Below are 21,402 nucleotides of genomic sequence, written 5' to 3' on the forward strand. Positions count from 1 at the left end.
CCCTATGTACATGGATCGCCGTTTACTGCGCTGGACAGTTCCCCTGGCCGGTTTTTTTGCCGGAGCACTTCTTCTGGCGACCCTGGGCGGCGTCATGACCATCTTGCAGGCGTTTCTCTTCAGTCGTTTTGTAGCCGGAGTTTTTCTCCCTCAATCTTCGGATGAGCCTGTCGCCCGCTGGTTAATTTTGCTTTTGCTTGTTGTGTTCCTGCGCGGTGTGTTTTCTTACCTCAGCGATGGCTTGAGTGCTACGGCTTCGGCACGCATCCGCGAGCGGTTGCGTGAGGCGCTGTTCGCTCATTTGTTTCGACTGGGACCGGTTTATACTTCCCAGCGTCCCACCGGTGAAGTTGTCGCCACATTGATGGAAGGGGTGGACGCGCTGGATGGGTATTTAAGCCAGTATCTCCCTCAGGTTGTGCTTTCGGCTTTGCTTCCTTTGCTGGTGCTGGCAACGGTGTTTCCTCTGGACCCGCTCTCGGGGGTAATTCTGGCGTTGACTGGACCTCTAATCCCTCTTTTTATGATGCTGATTGGGAGCACTGGGGAGCGTCTGACGCGCCGGCAATTTGGTGCTTTGCGGCGATTGAGCGCTGTTTTGCTGGACATACTCCAGGGATTACGTACCTTGAAGGAATTGGGGAGAAGTCGTGACCAAGCCCAACGGGTTGCCAGCATTGGAGAGGAATATCGCAAAATCACCCTGGAAGTGTTACGTTTGACATTCCTTTCCGCTTTAGCCCTGGAATGGTTGGGGACGATCAGCACGGCGTTGATTGCGGTGCAGATTGGCTTGCGCTTGTTATACGGGCATCTGGAATTCGCTCAGGCGTTCTTCATTCTGGTGATTGCACCTGACTTCTATCTCCCCTTGCGCACCCTGGGATTGCGTTTTCACGCCGCCATGAATGGAATTTCAGCAGCAAAAAAGGTTTTCGCCTTGCTGGAAGAACCATCCTGGATAGAAAGTGGCTCTTCTGTCTTGCCGGCAAATGCGATCCCGCTCAATGGGGATATCCATCTGGAAAATCTCACTTTTACGTACCCTGGCAGAGAAGATCCTTCTTTGAAGAACGTTACCTGTACCCTGCCGGAAGGTAAAGTCACGGCTTTAGTTGGCAAGAGCGGATCTGGCAAGAGTACATTCGCATACCTTCTTCTGCGCTTTTTGACTCCGCAGAATGGAAGAATTCTGGTGGGAGATGTTCCCCTATCCTCAATTTCTCTGGAGGAATGGCGGAAAGCCTGCGCGTGGGTTCCCCAGCGCCCTGCCATTGTCTTTGGCAGTATCGCTGACAACCTGCGCTTTGCCGATCCCAATGCCAGTCGGGAACAGATACAGTGGGCGCTGGAGCAGGTTCATCTATGGGATTGGGTGCAGGGATTGCCGGAGGGGCTGAATACCCTCATTGGAGAGCGAGGTGCCCAGATGAGCGGTGGTCAGGCACAGCGCCTGGCGTTGGCAAGGGTACTGTTGCGCAATCCCTCTTTCATCGTGCTTGATGAACCTACGGCTCATGTGGATATGGTGGAGGAAGCCCTGCTTCAACGAGTGTTTGAGCGGCTTTTTGAGGGCAGGACGGTGCTTTTGATTGCCCACCGTTTGCCTGTTCTCCGTATTGCCGACCAGATTCTTGTACTGGAAAAGGGGGATCTGGTTGAAGCAGGCAATCTGGACACCCTTTTACACACCGAGGGACGGCTTTCCCGTTGGGTGCAACAATACGGAGGCTTAACATGAGCACCCTTCGCCGTCTGATCTCTTTTCTCCGTCCCTTCTCAGGGCAGGTTTTCCTGTCCATCCTTCTTTCTTTTGGCACAGTTGCCAGCGGAGTGGGCTTGCTGGGTACTTCGGCGTTTTTGATTGCTTCGGCGGCTTTGCGTCCTTCGATTGCCGAACTTCAGGTAGCCATTGTTGGGGTGAGGTTCTTTGGGATTGTCCGCGGGCTGTTACGGTATCTGGAACGCCTGGTTTCGCACGATGTCAACTTGCGGTTGTTAGCCGGGTTGCGGGTGTGGTTGTATCGTGCCATTGAGCCTCTGGCACCAGCAGGATTGGAAATGGAACAGGGCGGCGATTTGCTCCACCGCATGGTGGGAGAACTGGAAACGCTGGAGAATTTCTTTGTGCGGGTGGTTTCCCCAGTCCTTAATGCCGGGCTGGTGACGCTGGGAATTTCGTGGTTTTGTGGCAGAATGGCACCGGTGCTGGGATGGGTGGCAGCGATGGGGATGTTTCTCACCGGTGTGCTGGTTCCTGCAGTTCAGATTCGGCTGTCTCGGAATGCGGGAAGGCGGTGGATTGAATCTCGTTCGCAGTTGAACGCTTTTACCACCCAGGTTGTTCAGGGGATGAACGATTGGATCATGTTTGGACGGGTGGAGAAAGCACAGGCGCATTTCCATCGAATGAACCGAACCTTGTCGCAGACTCAGGTACACATGGCAAAGGTGCAGGCACTGGGTGGTTCTGCCGGGCTTTGGGGCAGTGGTTTAACCGTGTGGTTTCTTCTTTTGCTTGGTGGGCAATTGGTTCTGCGCGGGGAGATAAGCGGTGTAGACCTGGCTGTCCTGTCTTTAATGGTCATGGCGTCCTTCGAGGCGGTCACGCCTCTCCATCAGGCGGCGGCGCAGTTTGAGGCGACCCTTCAGGCAGGAAGACGAATCTTTGAGTGGGTCGACCGCCCGAACGAAGCGCCTGATCCAAAAGGGGCAGTTCCCTCACTCTCATCCCCAATCCATGTGCGCTTTGAAGGTGTCACCTTGATTTACCCCGGGAGAACCGAGCCCGCCTTGCAGGATTTCTGGATGGATTTGCCTTCAGGAAAACGTGTGGCGCTGGTGGGAGAAAGCGGCGCCGGGAAAAGTACGGTGGGGCAGGTATTGATGCGCTTCCGCCTGCCTTACAGCGGTCAGGTGCGGGTAAATGGCTGGAATCTGCGTGATCTGCGGGGAGAAGACCTGCGGACGCATCTGGCTGTTGTGTCTCAACAGACGTATCTGTTCAGCGGCACTCTACGGGAAAATTTGCTGTTAGCGGTGCCTCAAGCCTCAGAAGAAGAATTATTGAAGGTGCTGGAACGGGTGCAACTTCAACCGCTGTTACGGCGCTTGCCTAAAGGCTTGGATACCTGGTTGGGTGCTCAGGGAGAGATGCTTTCAGGGGGAGAACGACAGCGCATTGCTCTGGCACGGGCTTTGCTGAAGCCAGCCTCGTTCTGGCTGCTGGATGAACCTGTCAGCGGTTTGGACGCTGAAACTGCCCGAACCATTTTACGCATGTTGTGGGGGCTGGCAGGTTCTCGCTCTGTCCTCTACATCACCCATTTTCTGGCAGAACTGGAAGAATTTGATGAAATCCTTGTGCTTCAGCGGGGACGTGTCATCGAACGAGGCAAACATGCGGATTTGTTGCAGGCAGGGGGATGGTACGCGCAAGCCTGGCAGTTACAGCGTTCTTTGCTGGACGAGGGGGAACTGTTGCGTTAATGCCAGCGTCTTATCCTCAGCAGAGATGTTGAGGAGGGCGTATGGCGAAGAGTAGTTGGCTTTGGATTGTTCCGTTGTTTGTCGTGTTGTTTTTAGGGATTGCCAACCCCGTGCAAGCCGATGGCATTATCATTCCACCCCCGTGCCCGCCTGAAGGCTGTCCCCCCGTCCCCTGCATCCCCGAATTTTGTCCGCCGGTTCCACCACGTCCCCTATCCCAACTGGTGATTCGTTATCACCGTGTGAGTGTTACCATTGAAAACCAACTGGCAACCACCCGGGTTGATCAGGTTTTCTACAATCCCAATTCCTGGGCGGTAGAGGGTGTTTATCTTTTCCCTTTACCTGCAGGGGCGGTGGTGAATGAGTTCAAACTCTGGGTAGATGATCAACCCGTTGAGGGGAAAATCCTCAACGCTGATGAAGCCCGCCGAATCTATGAAGAAATGGTGCGCTCGCTTAAAGATCCAGGATTGCTGGAATACATTGGGCGGGGAGCTGTTCAGGCGCGAGTATTTCCGATTGAACCCGGAGGGGAAAGGCGCATTGCTTTGGAGTATCAGCAGGTCCTTCTGACCGAGAACGATCTGATGCGTTATGTCTATCCTCTGAACACCGAAAAGTACTCTGCTCTCCCACTGGAAGAGGTTTCTATCGAGGTACAGATTCGCGATCACCGCGTTATTCGTTCGGCGTATTCCCCTACCCATTCGATTCGGTCAGAGCGGTTTGGTGAGAACGAAGTGGCCATTCGCTATGAAGAGAAGAATATTCTCCCGGATCGTGACTTTGAAATGATGATTTTGCTGGGTGAGGGTGAAGGCCTACACCTTTTGTCCTATCGTGACCCCGGCGATGTGCAGGACTCGGATGGCTTCTTCCTGATGTTGCTGGCGCCGCGCATTCAGGCACCTGAAACGGCTATTCCTAAGGACGTGATTTTTGTTCTGGATCGTTCTGGGAGTATGGAAGGGGTGAAGTTCCAGCAGGCAAAGCAGGCGCTGGAGTATGTCCTGTCCCGGCTTAACCCTCAAGACCGCTTCAATTTGCTCAGCTTCAGCAATCAGGTAGAGGTATTTGCCCCGGAGATGGAAGGTGTGGAAGCCATCCCGCAAGCACAAAAATGGGTTGCAGGCTTGAGCGCCGCAGGTGGAACAAACATTCACCGGGCATTACTAGATGCCATCCAGTTTGTTCGGTCGCAACGCCCAACCTATCTGATTTTCCTTACCGATGGCTTGCCTACAGTTGGCATTACCGACCGGGAACAAATCCTCGATGATTTTGCTCGTCAGGCTCCCAGGGGACTGCGTCTTTTCGTCTTTGGTGTAGGCTATGATGTGGATACCTTCCTGCTGGATGAACTGGCATTAGCGCATCACGGGCTGAGTTTGTATGTGCGCCCTGAAGAAGACTTGAACCAGGCGGTGGCAGGGTTTTTCGAGAAGATCAGTACCCCTGTTCTCACCGACCTGACTCTGACCGTGGAAGGTACAGAGGTTTACGATGTTTACCCTCAGCCGTTGCCCGATTTGTTTGTCGGCTCTCAGGTGGTGATTACCGGGCGTTACCGCCAGCCGGGAAAGGTGACGGTGGTGTTGAGCGGGCAAATCTCCGGAGAGACACGCACTTATCGTTTTCCTTCCCTCTCTCTGAAGGAAGATAGCCGTTTTGAGGCAGGGGGAAGCGAAGTCGGTTTGCCACGTCTGTGGGCAATGCGCAAAATTGGTTATTTGCTGGAACAGATTCGTCTGAATGGAGCAGACCCCGAAACCATTGCTCAGATTGTGCGTCTCAGTATTCGCTATGGAATCATCACCCCTTACACATCCTATCTGGTCACTGAACCCATGCCTCTGGGGGCAGAAGCGCAGTCGAAAATTGCGGAAGATGCTTACCAGCAATCTCTCTCCATGCCTACGGTTGTCAGCGGGGAAGAAGCATTCAATCGCTCCATGCAAGAAGGGGCAATGAAGAGTGCCGAAGCCGTTCCGATGAGCCCTTCAGAAGGGGTGAGAAAAGGCTCGGCGGCTTCCATTCGTATTGCGGGCAACCGTACCTTTGTCTGGAAGGAAAACGAATGGGTGGATACTCTGTTTGACCCTGACCGGATGAAGCCCGTAGAAATTCCTTTCCTTTCAAATGCCTATTTCCAGTTGGTGCAGTCCGATCCTCAGGCGGCTTCGGCTCTGGCGCTGGGGGAGCGCGTCCTGGTGGTGGTTGGTGGCAAAGCCTATCGCGTTGTTCCAATGGCGGAAGAGGGTACGCCAGTGCCAACACTCGAACTACCGACTCCTAAGCCGCCAAAAAATACGGATATGATTACACCGCTTGTTTCCACACCAGAGGCCGAAAAATCTTCATCGAGAATTGGACTGTGCTCTTCCGTTGGGTTATTCCCGTTAAGTGCGATTGTGGCATTGTTTCTTCTTGCTCGAAAGCGCAAATAAAAAAGCCAGCCCCTGGAAAGATGCCAGGGGCTGGTAGTTCGTATGGATATTACTCTACTGCTCTACTGCTTCTTGGCGACGGAGAAAAGGAATATTTTTATATTCATTAATCATCAGTGCCGCCAATACGATGAACCCTCCCACAATTAAATTCGGGAGGCTGGCTTTCTCGCCGAATACTACTACCGAAACCACCACGGCAAGAGGAATTTTCAAATCGTTGAACACTGCCAGTGTGCCAGCATTTACCTTGCGAGCTCCACGGTTCCAGAGGAAGAAGCCAATCCCGGAAGCCACCGCGCCGAGGTAAAGTAGTGCAAGCCATTGCGCACCAGTGGGCTGGACGGTGGAAAGATTGGTGAAGAGTAATGTAGCCAGTCCCGCCAGAGCAAACCCTCCTAGATAGGGATAAAAGAAGATCGTGTGATCACGCAGTTCGGGATAGGGTTGAAGAATTTTGCGGTAGTACACCTGTCCAAATGCAAAACACAGGTTAGAGATTTGCACAATGATAAATCCCAACAGAAAATCGCTTTCCAGCGCATTTAATCCTTTGACAATGGCGGTTCCGACAATTGCCAGCACTGCGGCTAACCAGTGCAGGCGTTCCCAGCGTTTTTCCAAAAGGTCATGAATCAGGGTGACGTAGATAGGTGTGAAGATGGTAAAGAGGGCAACTTCATAGGCTTTGAGGAATTTAAAAGCGTTCAGGTAAGCCAGGTACATTGCTCCATATTGCAATACCCCAACCAGAATGAGATGAGGGACTAAGTTGCGGGGGATTTTTGAAGGACGGGCAAAGGGGAGGAAAACAAGGAACGAGACAAATAAGCGAGCAAATGCCACAAAGTTCGAGTCCACCCCTGCCAGGCTAACCTTAATCAAGCCAAAGGAAAATGCCCAGATCAGGGATACCAGTACGAGTTCTAACATGCTTCACTCCTCTCAAGGTTTAGGAATATAGCCCATGCGGTACAGCAGTTCGGCATTATAAATGGAGCCGCCAGCCGCGCCGCGAATGGTATTGTGAGATAAAACCACCAGACGGATGTCAAAAAGAGAGTCAGCCCTCACTCGTCCCACTACGGTGGTCATGCCATTACCGGTCATGCGATCGAGCCTGGGTTGAGGGCGGTTTTCTTCTTCTCGAACCAGGATAGGCGGCAATGGAGTAGAAGGAAGATTGCAGGCAATCTCCGGTGCCTGATATTCGCGCAGTGTCCGTTTCACTTCTTCTGCCGATGCGCGCATTTCCAGCTCAATCGTCAGGCAGACGGTATGTCCGTCGCTGACATTGACCCGATTGGTATGGGCGGAAATGCCGAAGTCTGCCAACTGGATGCCTCCCGTCCCCAGTGTACCCAACATTTTGCGAGGTTCCCACTCTACTTTGTCCTCTTCTCCGCTGATAAAAGGAATGATATTGTCTATGATATCCATCGCAGGCACTCCGGGATAGCCTGCCCCTGAAAGGGCTTGCATGGATACAGCAAACACTCGTTTTAATCCAAACCGGTCTTGAAGTGCTTTCAATGCAACAGTCATTCCGGTGCTGGTGCAGTTGGGATTGGTAGCAATCCAGCCTGTCCATTGATGACGAGATTGCTGGACGGGAATGAGGTGGGCATGATCAGGATTGACTTCTGGCAACAGAATGGGCACGTCAGGGTCTTTTCGGTATGCCGAGGCATTGGAACATACCGCGATTCCTGCCCGGGCAAAGGCTGGTTCCGCATCCTGGGCAATTTCGGCAGGCAATGCCGAAAACACCAGGGGAACTTGCACTGCCTCCGGGGAAGTCGGTAACACAGGAAGATTCCTTACCCGCTCGGGCATGTCGCCGGGTAAAAGCCAGCGGCACACCTCTCCGTAAGGTTTGCCGGTGCCACGATCAGAACCTGTAACCGCCACAACCTCAAACCAGGGATGACCCTCCAGCAGTTGGATGAAGCGTTGTCCCACGCTACCGGTGGCGGCAAGGACGCCGACGGGAATGCGTTTCATGGTAAGCCTCCTTCAAGATGGCTGAGTAATGACCCGTTCATGCAGTGTTTGAACCGCTGCGCGAATGTCCTCGGCTTTGAGCACGAAACTGATGGATACTTCCGACGAACCCTGGGCAATGGCGATGACATTGATTTGCTTTTCGCCCAGTGCGCTGAACACTTTTCCGGCAATTCCCGGGGTACTGCGCATGCCTTCTCCGACAACGGTGACAATGACCACCTCACTGGTAGCCCACACGCGGTCAATGTCCTTTCCGGCAATTTCCCGGTAAAATTCGTTTTCGATAGCCGCAATGACTTTCTCAGCCGAGGAAGCTGGCACGGCAAAGCAGATGGCTTGTTCAGATGAGGCTTGCGAAATCAACGAAACGCTTGTGCCTGTCGAGGCAATGGCGGCGAAAGTACGCGCCGCTACACCGGGTACGCCCAGCATGCCACGACCTTCTACAGTAATCAACTTCAACCCGCGAATGGCAGTGACCGATTTGACCACATTCCCGTTCGGGGTTGCCTTTTCGGCAACCAGTCGTGTTCCCGGATGTTCCGGATTGAAGGTGTTCAGCACACGCAACCCAATTCCAGCCTCAATCACCGGGCGGATGGTCTTGGGGTGCAGGACTTTTGCACCCGCGTATGCAAGTTCTGACACCTCTCGATAAGTAAGTTCTTCGATAGTACGCGCTTCCGGGACGATGCGTGGATCTGCAGTCATCACCCCGTCCACGTCGGTCCAAATCCAAACCTCATCGGCAGGAAGAACAGCCCCAAGAATGGCAGCGGTATAATCTGAGCCACCGCGTCCCAGGGTAGTGGTGATTCCCTGAGATGTGGCTCCAATGAAGCCGGTTACAATCGGCACAGTGCCCTGATCGAGAATTGGATTCAGTGATGCTCGAGCGGCAATTTGTGTGGCGGCAAAATCCGGATGTGCCGACTGAAAGTGGTCATCGGTGATGATCAGGCGGTTGGCTTCAAGGTACTGGGCAGGTGTTCCGCCGCTATCTACTACTGCCGCCAGCAGGCGCACAGCCATGCGTTCTCCCAGTGAAGCCACAGCATCCAGCGCGCGCGGAGTGGCTTCGCCCAGCACCGAAATTGCCTGACAGAGATTGGCAAAGTCCAAAATCAACAGAGTAATTTCGGCTTTAACCTCTTCCTGACGTGCACGATCGGGAATCAGGGCTTTAATGATGGCTTCGTGGCGGGCGCGCAGGGTTTGTACGGACTGGTTGTAGGTGGTGGTATCTCCCTCAGCGGCGGCGATGGCGCTGGAGAGCAAGATGTCTGTCACGCCCGAAAGCGCCGAGGTCACGACAACCAGACGAGGGGTCAGAGTACGTTGCCTATGGATAATCTCAGCCGTTTGCGCCATGGCGTCGGGGGTACCAACGGAGGTTCCCCCAAACTTCATTACAAGTGTGCGGGGAGATGAATCGTTCATAAAGCAGACCTTCAATGGGAAAATTGGGCATATTATAACGGATAGTTGTCAAGATGAATGATTGACTTTGCCTGACATCCCTCTTATAATCCAAAAGCCATGCAACCACTGATTACAACCGAAAAGGTGACTTTTCGTTACGCTACCGAAGGGGGAAAATCCGAGAATGCTCTGGAAGATGTTTCGCTGGCATTTTATCCGGGTGAATTTGTTGCCATTTTGGGAGCTAATGGATCCGGCAAGACCACTCTGGCGCGCCACTTAAATGCTTTGTTACTTCCAACATCCGGCAAAGTATTTGTTCGTGGATTGGATACCCGCGAGCGTTTCAATTTGAAACGCATTCGTCAAACGGTGGGTATGGTATTTCAACATCCCGAAGATCAAATTGTGGCAACCACAGTGGAAGAAGATATTGCCTTTGGACCCGAAAATCTGGGGTTGCCCACCTCCGAAATTCGGCGCAGGGTAGATGAAGCCATCATGGCGGTAGGACTGGAAGCCCATCGTCAGCGTTCGCCCCATCTGCTCTCGGCGGGACAAATGCAACGTCTGGCGCTGGCGGGGGTGCTGGCGATGCGTCCTGATGTGGTTATCTTTGACGAAGCCACCACCATGCTTGACCCGGCAGGCAGACGCATGGCAATGGAACTAATGCAGAATTTGCGCGCTGATGGTGTCGCTGTATTGTTTGTCACCCACGATATGGAAGAAGCCGCTCTGGCGGATCGGGTGATTGTCCTCAACCGTGGAAGGGTGGTATTCGAAGGTAGTCCGGCGGAAATGTTCCGTCATTCTCAACTGGATGACTGGGGATTGACCCTGCCACCTGCGCTGGCGCTAGCACGCAGACTGCGGGCTTTCTTCCCGGAACTTCCCGACGTGCTGACCACACCAGAGTTGCTCCATCATTTACCTCCCAATGGTCAGGAAAATCAGAAGATTCCTGAAAAACTGCACAATTCTGCTCCAGCACAGGAGATCCAGATTGAGGTGGAGCATCTGGCCCACACCTATCTGGCAGGGACGCCGATGGCACATACGGCGCTGGTGGATGTGAATGTGCGTGTTAAGAAAGGTTCGTCCCACGCATTCATTGGCGTTACCGGTTCAGGAAAATCTACTGCCTTACAGCACCTCAATGGCATTTTGAGACCTCAGAAAGGCAAGGTTCGTGTAGCCAATTTTGACCTGACTGACCCGAACACCGAGACCCGTGAAGTCACGCGTGTGGCGGGGTTGGTCATGCAAAACCCCGAGATGCAGTTCTTTGAACAATACGTGGGCGATGAAATTGCTTTTGGACCCCGCCAGATGGGTGTGAAAGAGAATCTGGCGGAACGGGTTCGCTGGGCGATGGACCTGGTTGGATTGGATTTTGAGGCTTTTAAAGATCGCCTGGTGTTTACCCTCAGCGGGGGAGAGAAACGCAAAGTGGCGTTGGCGTCGGTGCTGGCGAATCGTCCCGAGGTCCTCTTGCTGGATGAGCCCACGGCAGGGCTGGATCCACTTTCCCACCAGCAAATTTTGGAGAAACTGCGCCACCTTTCCAGCGAGGAAGGCATGACCCTGGTAGTTTCTTCCCATCGTATGGAAGATGTGGCTCTTCTCTCGCAAGAAGTAACTGCGTTCCGCAAGGGCAGGGATGTGCTTCAAGGAACGGCTCAGGAAGTCTTCATGCAGAACGAACATCTGGTAGAGATTGGACTGGAAGCCCCGATTGCCGCACAGGTGGCTCAGCGCCTTCGGGAGTCAGGATGGAACCTGCCCACAGGAATTGTGACGCCTGAACAGTTGCTCATCTCGTTGGAACAAATTATGGAGAAGCGGAGATGAGCCGGTTTGAGTTTTTACGTAGTGTTCCCATTGGGCAATATATGCCGGTGGACTCGCTTCTTCACCGGCTTGACCCGCGTGCCCGATTGTTGGGGTATGCCTGGTTGGTTCTGGCGCTTACCTTTAGTTTTCAGTTGCGGGGGTTGTTGCTGGGAATCGGGATAGGCTTACTGGGATTATGGTTGGGACATATTCCTCTACGTTTTGCTTTACGTGCCATGGCATCGCCTCTTCCGTTGATCCTCTTCCTTGCCGTGTTGCAGGTGTTCCTCAATACCAGTCCGACCGATTCCCCTGTCTTGGTCCCTCTGGGGAGGTTTTCCATTACCCGGGCAGATTTGCTGGCAGGTGGGCTGTTACTTTTGCGTTTCACTGGTCTGGTGTTGATACTCTCTTTGCTTTCTTTTACCCTTTCTACCAGTGAAATGTCGCATGGGTTGAATGCTCTCCTGAAACCTTTCGACCAGTTGGGGCTTCCTGCTCAGGACCTTGGAATGATGGTGCAGGTTACCTTGCGCTTTTTGCCGCTTCTGGCGCAAACGGCCGAGCGCATCGCCAAAGCCCAGGTTTCCCGTGGAGCCGATTGGGAGGGCAAGCGCGGAGGACTGCTTCAGCGGGTGCGTCAGGTTCTCCCGCTCATTGTTCCCCTTTTTCTGGCGAGTCTGCATCGGGCAGAGAATATGGCATTAGCCATGGATGCGCGGGCTTATGGCTGTGTGCGGGATCGTGGGTCTTTCTATGCCTATCGTTTTACCGGAAAAGACTTTCTGGCGCTGGTGTTGATGGGGGCGACAGGAATCCTCATTTTGAGTATTTAGTTCCTGAAAGAAAAAAATCCCGCCGATTGATTCGCGGGATTTTTTGAAAAGGCATTTCAGAATTTTACAGGTTAGCGCCCTGTTTTCTCCCCACGCGGATGCGCAACCAGGCGCCTACCACCACCAGCACAATCAGCGCTGAGCCAATGGCTTCGGGTAAACCGTTGGCAACGACAATGGGAAGCAATTGCGCAGGAGAGAAGTTGGCAACCACAGCAATCATCCCAAGAACCAGAATTGTATTGGTCAAACTTCCAAGCACCCCCGCGGCAATTAAACCGACTACAGGCAGGTTCTTCAAAGATTTCCAGACCAGCCAGGCAACGGGTCCAATGAACAGGCGGGGCAAAACGGAGATGAGCGGGTTAGTGAACAGGGTATCCGCAGGTCCGCCGGGGGCTACTGCGGCTTGAATCATGCTGGATACCCCAAAAATCAAGCCAATCACCAGACCTACCACCGGTCCCTCCAGGATGGCTCCGATGATCACGGGAACATGCATGATGGTCAGAGAAGCGCCGGAAAACCAGGTGATGAATCCCAGGCGGGTAACACCCAGGAAAATGGCAATCGCGCTCATGATGCCGGCAATGACAATTTTTCGAGTTCTTTCTTCGGGCATATTCTCTCTCCATGAAAAGGTTTCGGACGTTTATTTTAACCCTCATCTTCGCCATTTGGATGGAATGGAAACAAGTTGTTAGCCTTCAAATTTCCTCTTTGATGATTGCCCAACTTACGTATAATTGAAACCATGAACAAACCGAAAACCATAGCCATTGATGGTCCCGCCGCGTCGGGAAAATCTACCATTGCCGAAAAACTGGCAAACGAACTGGGGTATTTATTCTTCGATACCGGTGTGATGTATCGAGCGGTCACACTTGCCGCGCTTCGCCGCCTGGGGAATGTACGGGATGAACAGGCGGTCACCCGCCTTGCCGAGAGGGTATGGATTGATGTGCGTCCTCCAAGCAAGGACGATGGGAGAAAAGCCGATGTGCTGTTGGATGGAGAGGATGTTACCTGGGCGATTCGTTCTTCCGAGGTGGATGCCCATGTTTCCATTGTTTCTGCGTATCCCGGGGTGCGTGCTGCCATGACCCGGCAACAGCGGCGCATTGGCGAGCGGGGTGAAGTGGTCATGGTTGGCAGGGATATCGGCACGGTGGTTCTTCCGGAGGCTGAGTTGAAGATTTATCTGGATGCAAGCCTCGAAGAACGTGCTCGCCGTCGCTATTTGGAAAATAAGAGCCGGGGAATGGATGCCAACTACGATGAGATTCTCGAAAATCTCAGGAAGCGCGATGAAATTGACTCTACCAGAGAAGTCGCCCCACTGCGCATCGCCGGGGATGCTCATGTCGTTATGACGGATGGTTTGACGATTGAAGAAGTGATGCAACAGGTGCGGAAACTTGCCCACATAGAGTAGTCATTCATGGAAAAGCCGCCTGTTCACGAACTGCAGAGTCAATTCCTGGACTTTCTGAAGTCCCGGAATGCCCTGGAAAATTTGCTCAACACTTTTCAAGGGGTCGTTGTGGTGCTCGACCCGCAATTTCGCATTGTCTTCTTCAATCGCACAGCCGAGGAAGTCACCGGTTACACGCAGACAGAAGTACAGGGCATGAATCTGGCGGATTTGTTCCTGCCTTTTGAGGAAAAAAAGGGGGTAAAGGATATTTTTGAGCAACTGCTCAGTCTTGGGCTCCCCAATCGTTACCGTAATCCCTGGATTACCCGTTGGGGAGAGATGCGTTACTTTGAATGGTCCAACACCGTAATTCGCGATGATGAGGGGAAAGTGGCTTTCGTCATTGGCATGGGGATGGATGTGACCGAAAAAGAAGAGACCCTGCGGACAAGTCAGGTCATGCGGGAACGCTTCGAGCGCGTTTTTCGCACCAATCCTCTGGGTATTGCGCTGGTTTCGGGAGATTCTCTGACCATCAACGATTGTAATGAGCGTTTTGCCGCAATGCTGGAAACGCCACGTTCCCAATTGATTGGCAAAGATCTGGTTACGCTGGGCATGCTCGAGACCCCTTATCGCTTTCAGGAACTGGTTTACCGACATGCCCGTTTTGGCAATTCATTGACCGAAGAACGTGCCCTGACCACTGCAACGGGAAAAACGTTCCATGGACGCATTGCCCTTGAGCCGATGGATCTCATGAATGAGCCTATGCTTGTTCTTACCTTGCAGGATGTCACCTCGTACGTTCAGGTGGAATATCGTTTGAAACAAATCAGCGCCGATTTGGGACGTAAGGTCAAAGAGTCCTCTGCGGCTTATGAGACCGTGCGCCGGGAATTGCAGGCAGAAGTGGGGAGGCGCAGAGCGCTGGAATTGTCCTCTCGGCGATTACTGGACATCATCTGGGAAGCGGGTGAAGCCATTGCGATTACCGACGCCAGAGGCTGGGTAGTTTACTTGAATAAAAGCGCTCGGGGTCTACTGGGACTGGATGAACATACCCCGATTGCTCAACACCGCAGTACTTTGTACGAGAAGTACAAAAATCATCCGATTGTGGTGGAGAAAATTTTACCGGCGCTTCACCAGGATGGCTTGTGGCGGGGGGAATTGGATTGGGATCCTGGCACGGGTGAACCGGTTTATCTTTCGATGACCATCCTGGCGCACCACGATGAAAACGGTGAGGTGCAGAATTTTTCGCTCATTGCTCACGACATTACGGAGGAAAAACGTGCCACGGAAGCCATTAAGAGGGAATTCCAGCGAGAGAAGGAAGAGGCTGTGTTACGCTCTTATCTCTTCTCGGCGACCTCTCATCAGTTCCGCACTCCCTTGAGTGCTATCCTTTCTTCGACTGAATTGCTGGAAACTTACGGACAGAAATGGGATTGGGACAAAGTTTCTCAGCACCTGCACCGCATTAAGACCGCCGCTCAACAGATGAATGTCTTGCTGGAAGACATTCTCAAAGTCCTGCGCCTGGAAACGGCGCGGGAGCCACTTCGCGTGCAACCGGTGGACTTGCGCAATCTTTTCCGAGAATGCGCCGATGCGGTCAAGAATGCTCTTGATCCACAGCGGAAGATTTTCCTGGAGTGTGAAGAACAGCATCCCACGCTTCTTTCGGACTCTGATTTACTCTGGCAAGTGCTGGAAAATTTACTTACCAACGCTATCAAGTATTCTTCCCCTCAAACGTGGGTTTATGCCACGATTCGCCCTGTGGAGTCGGGATATCAGATTCAGATTCGAGATGAAGGCATGGGGGTACCGCCGGATGAAATCCCCCTGGTTTTTGAGCCGTTTTACCGAGCCAGTAACACGGTGGGCATCCCTGGAAGTGGTTTGGGGTTGATGATTGTACGCAAAGCCCTGGAGCGCATCCATGGGACGATTGATTTTTCCAGTGAACTGAATCACGGTTCGGTTGTAAGCATCACCCTTCCTCACCTGCCTCAACCTTTATAGAAGGATGCAGTATGACCCGCATTCTGGTTGTTGAAGATGAAGAAATGGTACGTGCCAATATCGTGGACCTGCTGGAAGCCGAGGGCTACGAAACACAGGAAGCCAGTGATGGGGAACAGGCACTCCAGTTGATCTGGCAAAACCCGCCGGATTTGATCCTGTGTGACGTGCGCATGCCCCGGGTAGATGGATTCACTTTCCTGGCGCGTATCAGTCAGGAGCCGCGTCTGCGGGCTATTCCCTTCATTTTCCTTACTGCTCGGGTGGAACGGGAAGATCAACGTCTGGGGATGAATCTGGGGGCGGATGATTACATTACCAAACCTTTTACCCGTAAGGACCTGCTGACCGCGGTACAGCGTCGTCTGGAAAAGCACCGCCATATCGGTGAAACAGCCATTCATCATCACGCTCATACCGTTGAACAAGCCCTGAAGGATTTACCCGACGACCTGATTGCTCCGATTCAGTATTTGCTGGCGTTGTCCCAATCCTTGATGAGCGGTATGGAACTTCCCGGTCACATCAGTCAAATGCGTGAATTAGGCAGAGATGTGTACAAAAAAACTTATCAGTTGCTGAATTCTGCTCGTCAGTATGTTTTGCTGAACCGTATTTTCCGGATTGAGAAAGACCTGGAGCAGGTTCAGGCTTTACGAAATCTGATTACCTTTTCTGCTCATGAGGTGATGCGCGACATTGCAATGTCTTTTGCCCAACAGCAGGATCGAGCCGCCGATCTTGCCATTGACCTGGAGCCTGTATCTCTGGCGATGGGAGAAGAATGGCTGGTAAATCTTCTCGAGTGTGCGCTGGGGTGGGTTTTTTCCAAATCCTCTCTGGGAGAGAAGATTGTCTTGGAGGGGAAGAACCTTTCGGCGAACCGCTATGAGGTTCGCCTGGTTTATACACCGGTTCATCTGTTGGTTGAAGAATACACTGCCGAATGGTCTGCCGAGAAAACCCCTCTTTCTTTGCGGTTAATGGCGACAATCGCCGACTTTCATGAGGGGAGTTTTACATTCAATCCCGGCACCCCTCATTCCGAGATGCATTTTTCTTTGAAAAGTGAGAACAGAGAAAGGGGGCTTTTCCATGTGTGATACTTTTGTCGTTTTATCCGAAAAAACTGGGGGACGGGGAACCCTCTTAGGGAAAAATTCTGATCGGGAACCCAATGAAGCCCATCAGGTAGTTTTCATACCCGCTCAGGATTACCCGGAAGGTGCAAGCGTGCGTTGTACCTATCGGGAGATCCCTCAGGTTCGTCATACCTTTGCGGTGCTTCTCATGAAGCCGTTCTGGATTTGGGGGGCGGAGATGGGGGTGAACGAGCATGGTGTGGCTATAGGGAATGAAGCCGTGTTCACCCGAATGCCTTACCTGAAGGATGCCCAACTTACAGGGATGGATTTGCTTCGCCTGGCACTGGAACGTGCTGTTTCCGCAGAAGGGGCTTTAAACGTCATTGTAGAACTTCTGGAGCAGTATGGTCAGGGCGGAAACTGTGGTTTAACCCATGGGTTTTACTACCATAATAGTTTCCTGATTGCTGATCCCAGGGAAGCCTGGGTACTGGAGACAGCAGGAACGCACTGGGTGGCAGAAAAGGTCAAAGGAATTCGCACCATCTCAAACGCGTTAACCATTGGAGAAACCTGGGATCGCATTTCACCCCAAGCCATTGCTTTTGCGCGTCAACAGGGATGGGTACCCAAAGGCAAAGACTTTTCCTTTTCCCGGGCTTATTCGGACTTTTTGTATACGACTTTTGGCGCAGGGCGTTTCCGGCAATCCTGTACAACGCGCTTGCTTCTGGAGTCTCAGCATCCTGTTCAGTTGTTTCAGGCATTCCGGGTGCTGAGGGTGCATGGGCAGGGAGAAGATGAGCCAAACTGGCGTCCGGATGTTGCCGTTCATGGGGCCGATGTCTGTATGCATGCTGGCTGGGGACCTGTTCGTGGCAGTCAAACTGCAGGTTCAGCGGTTTTTGAGTTGCGTGAAGATGGAGTACGTGTGTGGGTCACGGCTACTGCCGCGCCGTGTACGTCTATCTTCAAACCGCTTTATTTGGATACCCCCATTCCCTGGCAATCGGAACCGACTCCAACTGCTTTCTTTGATCCCGCTTGTCTCTGGTGGCGGCATGAACGATTACATCGCAAAACGTTGGAGAATTATCCTCAGCGGATAGCGCTTTATCGTGCCGAGAGAGATGCCTTAGAGGCACGTTTCTTGCAAGACTTGCCTGATGAGCAAGCCTCACTGGACGAACGAATGCGTTATGTCCAGACCTGCTTTTCGATGGCAGAACAGGCTGAAGAGCGATGGCTGAAAGCCGTTCGGAGCGAGGGAGAGGAGCATCGACGCTTTTATACCCGGTGGGCATGGAGCAAATTTAATCAACAGGCAAAAATGCCCATCGTATAAACGGCGGAGCGCAGATAAATGCTATAATCGAGCCAGAACCAGAGTCCTATGGAATTCATACCCGGTTTCCTCCGTACCCCATCCCAGATGATTATGCCTAACCATATTCTCGGCTGGTTAGGGTGGTTGGGTTTTGCCGGGGTCGTTTTACTGGGTTTGAAAGCCGTTTGGGAAAATCCGTCCGGTATTTTGCGACGCCGCTGGTGGTTTTGGCTGATTCTTCTTGCCATGGTCCCTGTAACGGCCCTCACCATGGCGCTTCGCCTGCCCGGGCAAGGGGTGCCCTTACCGGGAATCCCCTGGTCGGTTCAGCCCATGATACTTATTTTCAGTGCCTTTCCCTGGGTGCTGGCGGCAGGGATTCTGGGACCCCTTCCGGCAATGCTGACGGGGGCTTTTACCGGTTTGTTGTTGGGGCTTTTCAATACCAACAGCCCCTTCACCCCGCTGGAAATTGCCGGGCTGGCGCTGGTGTATAGTTTTGCAGTTCGTCAGCGTTATCGCACCCCATTTTTCCAGATTTTGCGACATCCATTGGGGGCTGGGTTGATCCTGGCAATACTTTACAGCCCGGTGTACATGCTCGCCATGTTGTTTGCCGCCAATGGCTCGCTGGCAGTCAGGCTGGATTATGCCATTACCCAAACTTGGTGGATCATGGTTGCGCGCGGAGGCGAGATGATCCTTGCCAGTGTGGTGGGGGAGGTGCTTTACCTCACCAAACCCCTCTGGTGGGGGTGTATGGGGCCGCTTCTGCCAGCCCCTGTGGAGAGCAGTTTAAAGACCCGGTTCTATGCTGGCACCATTCCACTTGTAGCGGTTCTGTTTATTACCCTTACAGTGGGTGATTGGCTGGTGGCGGGTAACGCTGCACGTCAACTGGTTCAGGATCAACTGGCGAGCACCGCTCAAATGGCGGCAGAAAGCATTCCCTATTTTCTGGAAGCCGGGCAAAGCCTTATCCTGACGCTGGCGACTCCTGATTTATTGAAGATGCCTTCAGAGGCTTTAGAAGCACAATTATCCACGCGCTTGCGATCAGTCCCGTTCTTCCGGGAGATGGTCTTTGTGAACCAGGAAGGCAAAGTCGTTGCGGCTTACCCGCAAAATGATATTCAGGTTGTGCAGTTGAGTAAGGAAGAGGAAGCCGGGGTCAAACTGGCGTTAAGGGGTGTCCCGTCGCAAATTTATGTTGTACCTGCCGTTGAGGGAGAGCCTTCGGCACAAATTTCTTTCCTTGCCGGAGTTAAGGACGGGGATGGCATTGTTAAGGCAGTTTTGGTGGGGCGTACCGATCTGGTTTCCAATCCCTTTACTCAGGCAACAGTTCATGCCATCCAGCAGATTCAGGAAAAATTTGGCGGCACTGGCTTGTTCCTGGATGAAAACAGGACGGTCATTTACCCTGTGGATGAGAAGGGGATCTCTGAATATTCTGGCGTAATTCCTGAGGCGCCTTTCCAGGATGGACTCTCACCGGATGGCCGGCGCAGTTATGTATATGCCCGCCAAACTATTGGAAGACCCTGGACGGTTTTACTTTTTGTTCCTGCCGAATATACTCAGCAACTGGCATTGCGCATTGCCATTCCACTGCTTCTCATTCTGATTGTAATTTCGGCATTGGCGTTCATCCTTTTACGCCTTGGTTTGACGCCGGTAGTGTATCTGTTACGAGAACTGGCTGGACAAGCCAACCTGATTGCTCGGGGTGATTTGGACCGCCCTCTGCCCATCCGGGGTGAGGATGAAATTGCCCACTTGGGACATGCCTTTGAACAGATGCGTCAGAGCCTCAAAGCCCGGTTGGATGAACTGAACCGTTTACTGGTAGTTTCGCAGGGGGTTGCCCAAAACCTGGACATTCAGAAAGCAGTACAACCTGTCTTACATGCTGCTTTGCAGGATGGCGCCTGTTTGGCAAGAGTGGTTTTGATTCGAGATGTGATGCTGGAAGCCCCTGAGACGAACATCGTCTCTTTTGGAGAGGGTAAACTCTCGCTGGCATTTGCTTATCTGGATGTGCCTTTGTTTGAATTTGCCGAACAACATGATATGGCAAGTTTCCCCAACCCGGCGCGGATGCGACGTTTATCTCTGCCGTCTGGCAAAACCCTTCCGGGAGCATTGGCGGCGATTGCTATCCGGCATGAAGGACGGTACTTTGGTGTACTTTGGGTGGCTTATGAACAACCTCACGCCTTTGGGGATGGAGAAATTCGTTTCCTCTCTACACTGGCGGGGCAGATAGCGGTAGCCGCCGCCAGTGCTCGCCTGTATGCCATGGCAGAGATTGGACGTCAGCGATTGGAATCTGTTCTCGCTTCTTCTCCTGAACCTGTGCTGGTGATAGATGAGAAAGAACGCTTGTTGTTGCTCAACCAGGCTGCCTTGCAGGTGCCAGGGTTGTTGCTTATGGCAGAACCTAACAAGCCTGTTCACGAAGTGATTGCTCAACCCGATTTGGTTACCCTCTTGAAATCCCCGCTGGATCGCCGGGTGCTTTCTCGAGAAATCACCTTCCCGAATAATCGCGTGTATTATGCCAGCGTATCAGCCGTTATCGCTGAAGGCAAACCCGTAGGGCGGATTTGCACCTTGCGGGATATCACCCATTTCAAGGAATTAGACCAGATTAAGTCCGACTTTGTGGCAACGGTAAGCCACGATTTGCGCTCTCCGTTGACCCTGATGAAAGGGTATACCACCATGTTGCAAATGGTGGGGGAATTGAATGAACAGCAGAAAGCCTATGTTCAGAAAATCATCAGTGGGGTGGAAAACATGTCCCGGCTGGTGAATAACCTGCTGGATTTGGGGCGCATCGAAGCCGGGATCGGTTTGCAGATTGAAAAGGTGATGGTTTCCCAGGTTGTTGATGAAGTCCTTAACGCACTCCAATTACAGGCAACCCAAAAGCAAATTGAACTGGAGAAAGAATGGCAGTCTACTGCGCCAGTGATCGTAGAAGGTGATCGTGCCTTGCTTCAGCAAGCCCTCTATAATCTGGTAGAAAACGCCATTAAATACACTCCATCAGGCGGAAAAGTAAGCATTCGCCTGGAAGAGAGATCGGAAAGTCTGGTGTTGAAGGTGGTAGACACAGGAATTGGGATTGCTCCACTGGATTTGCCGCGCCTTTTCGAGAAATTCTATCGCAGTGGACGACGGGAATCCTACCAGCAACGGGGTTCCGGGCTTGGGCTGGCTATCGTTAAGTCGATTGTCGAGCGTCATCATGGACGGGTATGGGTAGAAAGCCAGTTGGGAAAGGGGAGTACCTTCTCTGTGGAACTTCCTTTGCGTCAACCCATCACTCAACCGGTTAGAGGGTAATTTTTGTGGTAAAATTATCCCGTCCGAGGGGGAAAGTAGAAGAAAACCGTATATAAAATCTTAAAAAATGTTGCAATCAACAAGAAGCGTGATATAATTGCAGATTGCATGCTTTCTATAGTTTTGTCGTTTTCGATTTTTGAGC

Annotated in this window: 14 protein-coding genes; 10 read left to right on the forward strand and 4 right to left on the reverse strand. The window is 52.5% G+C overall.

Features of this window, described 5'->3' with window-relative positions; genetic code table 11:
- Nucleotides 1-4 precede the first annotated feature (4 nt).
- From cydD to ANT_RS05370, 3 genes are read left to right on the forward strand one after another with little or no spacing between them, the layout of a single operon-like run.
- Nucleotides 5-1,741 (forward strand): thiol reductant ABC exporter subunit CydD, encoded by a 1,737-nt coding sequence (cydD, locus tag ANT_RS05360; RefSeq protein WP_013559496.1) that lies wholly within the window; start codon nucleotides 5-7, stop codon nucleotides 1,739-1,741.
- Complete coding sequence (gene cydC / locus ANT_RS05365) at nucleotides 1,738-3,489, forward strand: thiol reductant ABC exporter subunit CydC (protein ID WP_013559497.1); 1,752 nt, start codon at nucleotides 1,738-1,740, stop codon at nucleotides 3,487-3,489. The genes cydD and cydC overlap by 4 nt, the downstream gene beginning before the upstream one ends.
- 41 nt (nucleotides 3,490-3,530) lie before the next feature.
- A complete protein-coding gene (locus tag ANT_RS05370; protein WP_013559498.1) occupies nucleotides 3,531-5,939 on the forward strand; it encodes a VIT domain-containing protein in 2,409 nt (802 codons plus the stop codon).
- A gap of 54 nt (nucleotides 5,940-5,993) precedes the next feature.
- On the opposite strand, the gene ANT_RS05375 is transcribed toward ANT_RS05370, so the two are convergent.
- From ANT_RS05375 to ANT_RS05385, 3 genes are read right to left on the reverse strand one after another with little or no spacing between them, the layout of a single operon-like run.
- Entirely contained in the window at nucleotides 5,994-6,872 is an 879-nt protein-coding gene (locus tag ANT_RS05375) for an EamA family transporter (protein ID WP_013559499.1), read from the reverse strand.
- A 12-nt stretch (nucleotides 6,873-6,884) separates the two neighbouring features.
- Nucleotides 6,885-7,943 carry an aspartate-semialdehyde dehydrogenase gene (gene asd / locus ANT_RS05380; protein WP_013559500.1) on the reverse strand — a complete coding sequence of 353 codons (1,059 nt, stop codon included), beginning with the start codon at nucleotides 7,941-7,943 and terminating at the stop codon, nucleotides 6,885-6,887.
- A 12-nt stretch (nucleotides 7,944-7,955) separates the two neighbouring features.
- A complete protein-coding gene (locus tag ANT_RS05385; protein WP_013559501.1) occupies nucleotides 7,956-9,386 on the reverse strand; it encodes an aspartate kinase in 1,431 nt (476 codons plus the stop codon).
- Between the two features lie 99 nt (nucleotides 9,387-9,485).
- Between ANT_RS05385 and ANT_RS05390 the strand changes: the two genes are divergently transcribed.
- Together ANT_RS05390 and ANT_RS05395 are read left to right on the forward strand one after the other, a co-directional pair.
- Nucleotides 9,486-11,222 (forward strand): energy-coupling factor transporter ATPase, encoded by a 1,737-nt coding sequence (locus ANT_RS05390; RefSeq protein WP_013559502.1) that lies wholly within the window; start codon nucleotides 9,486-9,488, stop codon nucleotides 11,220-11,222.
- A complete protein-coding gene (locus ANT_RS05395; RefSeq protein ID WP_013559503.1) occupies nucleotides 11,219-12,040 on the forward strand; it encodes an energy-coupling factor transporter transmembrane component T family protein in 822 nt (273 codons plus the stop codon). Before ANT_RS05390 ends, ANT_RS05395 begins: the two co-directional genes overlap by 4 nt.
- Before the next feature lie 64 nt (nucleotides 12,041-12,104).
- On the opposite strand, the gene ANT_RS05400 is transcribed toward ANT_RS05395, so the two are convergent.
- Complete coding sequence (locus ANT_RS05400; protein WP_013559504.1) at nucleotides 12,105-12,662, reverse strand: ECF transporter S component; 558 nt, start codon at nucleotides 12,660-12,662, stop codon at nucleotides 12,105-12,107.
- A gap of 132 nt (nucleotides 12,663-12,794) precedes the next feature.
- On the opposite strand from ANT_RS05400, the gene cmk reads away from it, so the two are divergent.
- Genes cmk through ANT_RS05425 form a run of 5 tightly spaced genes read left to right on the forward strand, consistent with a single transcriptional unit; the run spans nucleotide 12,795 to nucleotide 21,257 of the window.
- Nucleotides 12,795-13,475 carry a (d)CMP kinase gene (gene cmk / locus ANT_RS05405; RefSeq protein WP_013559505.1) on the forward strand — a complete coding sequence of 227 codons (681 nt, stop codon included), beginning with the start codon at nucleotides 12,795-12,797 and terminating at the stop codon, nucleotides 13,473-13,475.
- Between the two features lie 6 nt (nucleotides 13,476-13,481).
- Complete coding sequence (locus ANT_RS16140) at nucleotides 13,482-15,491, forward strand: sensor histidine kinase (RefSeq protein ID WP_013559506.1); 2,010 nt, start codon at nucleotides 13,482-13,484, stop codon at nucleotides 15,489-15,491.
- An 11-nt stretch (nucleotides 15,492-15,502) separates the two neighbouring features.
- Nucleotides 15,503-16,594 (forward strand): response regulator, encoded by a 1,092-nt coding sequence (locus ANT_RS16145; protein WP_013559507.1) that lies wholly within the window; start codon nucleotides 15,503-15,505, stop codon nucleotides 16,592-16,594.
- Complete coding sequence (locus ANT_RS05420; RefSeq protein ID WP_013559508.1) at nucleotides 16,587-17,921, forward strand: C69 family dipeptidase; 1,335 nt, start codon at nucleotides 16,587-16,589, stop codon at nucleotides 17,919-17,921. Before ANT_RS16145 ends, ANT_RS05420 begins: the two co-directional genes overlap by 8 nt.
- Before the next feature lie 48 nt (nucleotides 17,922-17,969).
- Nucleotides 17,970-21,257, forward strand: coding sequence for an ATP-binding protein (locus tag ANT_RS05425; protein ID WP_013559509.1), 3,288 nt, complete (start codon nucleotides 17,970-17,972; stop codon nucleotides 21,255-21,257).
- The last annotated feature ends 145 nt before the right edge of the window (nucleotides 21,258-21,402 follow it).

Origin of the sequence: Anaerolinea thermophila UNI-1, from assembly GCF_000199675.1 — a bacterium.
GTDB classification, from domain to species: Bacteria; Chloroflexota; Anaerolineae; order Anaerolineales; family Anaerolineaceae; genus Anaerolinea; species Anaerolinea thermophila.

Coding starts and splice junctions, on each gene's coding strand:
- ANT_RS05385 (WP_013559501.1), bottom strand. CDS start 9,386: ATGAACGATTCATCTCCCCGCACACTTGTAATGAAGTTTGGGGGAACC.
- ANT_RS16145 (WP_013559507.1), top strand. CDS start 15,503: ATGACCCGCATTCTGGTTGTTGAAGATGAAGAAATGGTACGTGCCAAT.
- cydC (WP_013559497.1), top strand. CDS start 1,738: ATGAGCACCCTTCGCCGTCTGATCTCTTTTCTCCGTCCCTTCTCAGGG.
- ANT_RS05395 (WP_013559503.1), top strand. CDS start 11,219: ATGAGCCGGTTTGAGTTTTTACGTAGTGTTCCCATTGGGCAATATATG.
- ANT_RS05400 (WP_013559504.1), bottom strand. CDS start 12,662: ATGCCCGAAGAAAGAACTCGAAAAATTGTCATTGCCGGCATCATGAGC.
- ANT_RS05370 (WP_013559498.1), top strand. CDS start 3,531: ATGGCGAAGAGTAGTTGGCTTTGGATTGTTCCGTTGTTTGTCGTGTTG.
- cmk (WP_013559505.1), top strand. CDS start 12,795: ATGAACAAACCGAAAACCATAGCCATTGATGGTCCCGCCGCGTCGGGA.
- ANT_RS05425 (WP_013559509.1), top strand. CDS start 17,970: ATGGAATTCATACCCGGTTTCCTCCGTACCCCATCCCAGATGATTATG.
- asd (WP_013559500.1), bottom strand. CDS start 7,943: ATGAAACGCATTCCCGTCGGCGTCCTTGCCGCCACCGGTAGCGTGGGA.
- ANT_RS16140 (WP_013559506.1), top strand. CDS start 13,482: ATGGAAAAGCCGCCTGTTCACGAACTGCAGAGTCAATTCCTGGACTTT.
- ANT_RS05420 (WP_013559508.1), top strand. CDS start 16,587: ATGTGTGATACTTTTGTCGTTTTATCCGAAAAAACTGGGGGACGGGGA.
- cydD (WP_013559496.1), top strand. CDS start 5: ATGTACATGGATCGCCGTTTACTGCGCTGGACAGTTCCCCTGGCCGGT.
- ANT_RS05390 (WP_013559502.1), top strand. CDS start 9,486: ATGCAACCACTGATTACAACCGAAAAGGTGACTTTTCGTTACGCTACC.
- ANT_RS05375 (WP_013559499.1), bottom strand. CDS start 6,872: ATGTTAGAACTCGTACTGGTATCCCTGATCTGGGCATTTTCCTTTGGC.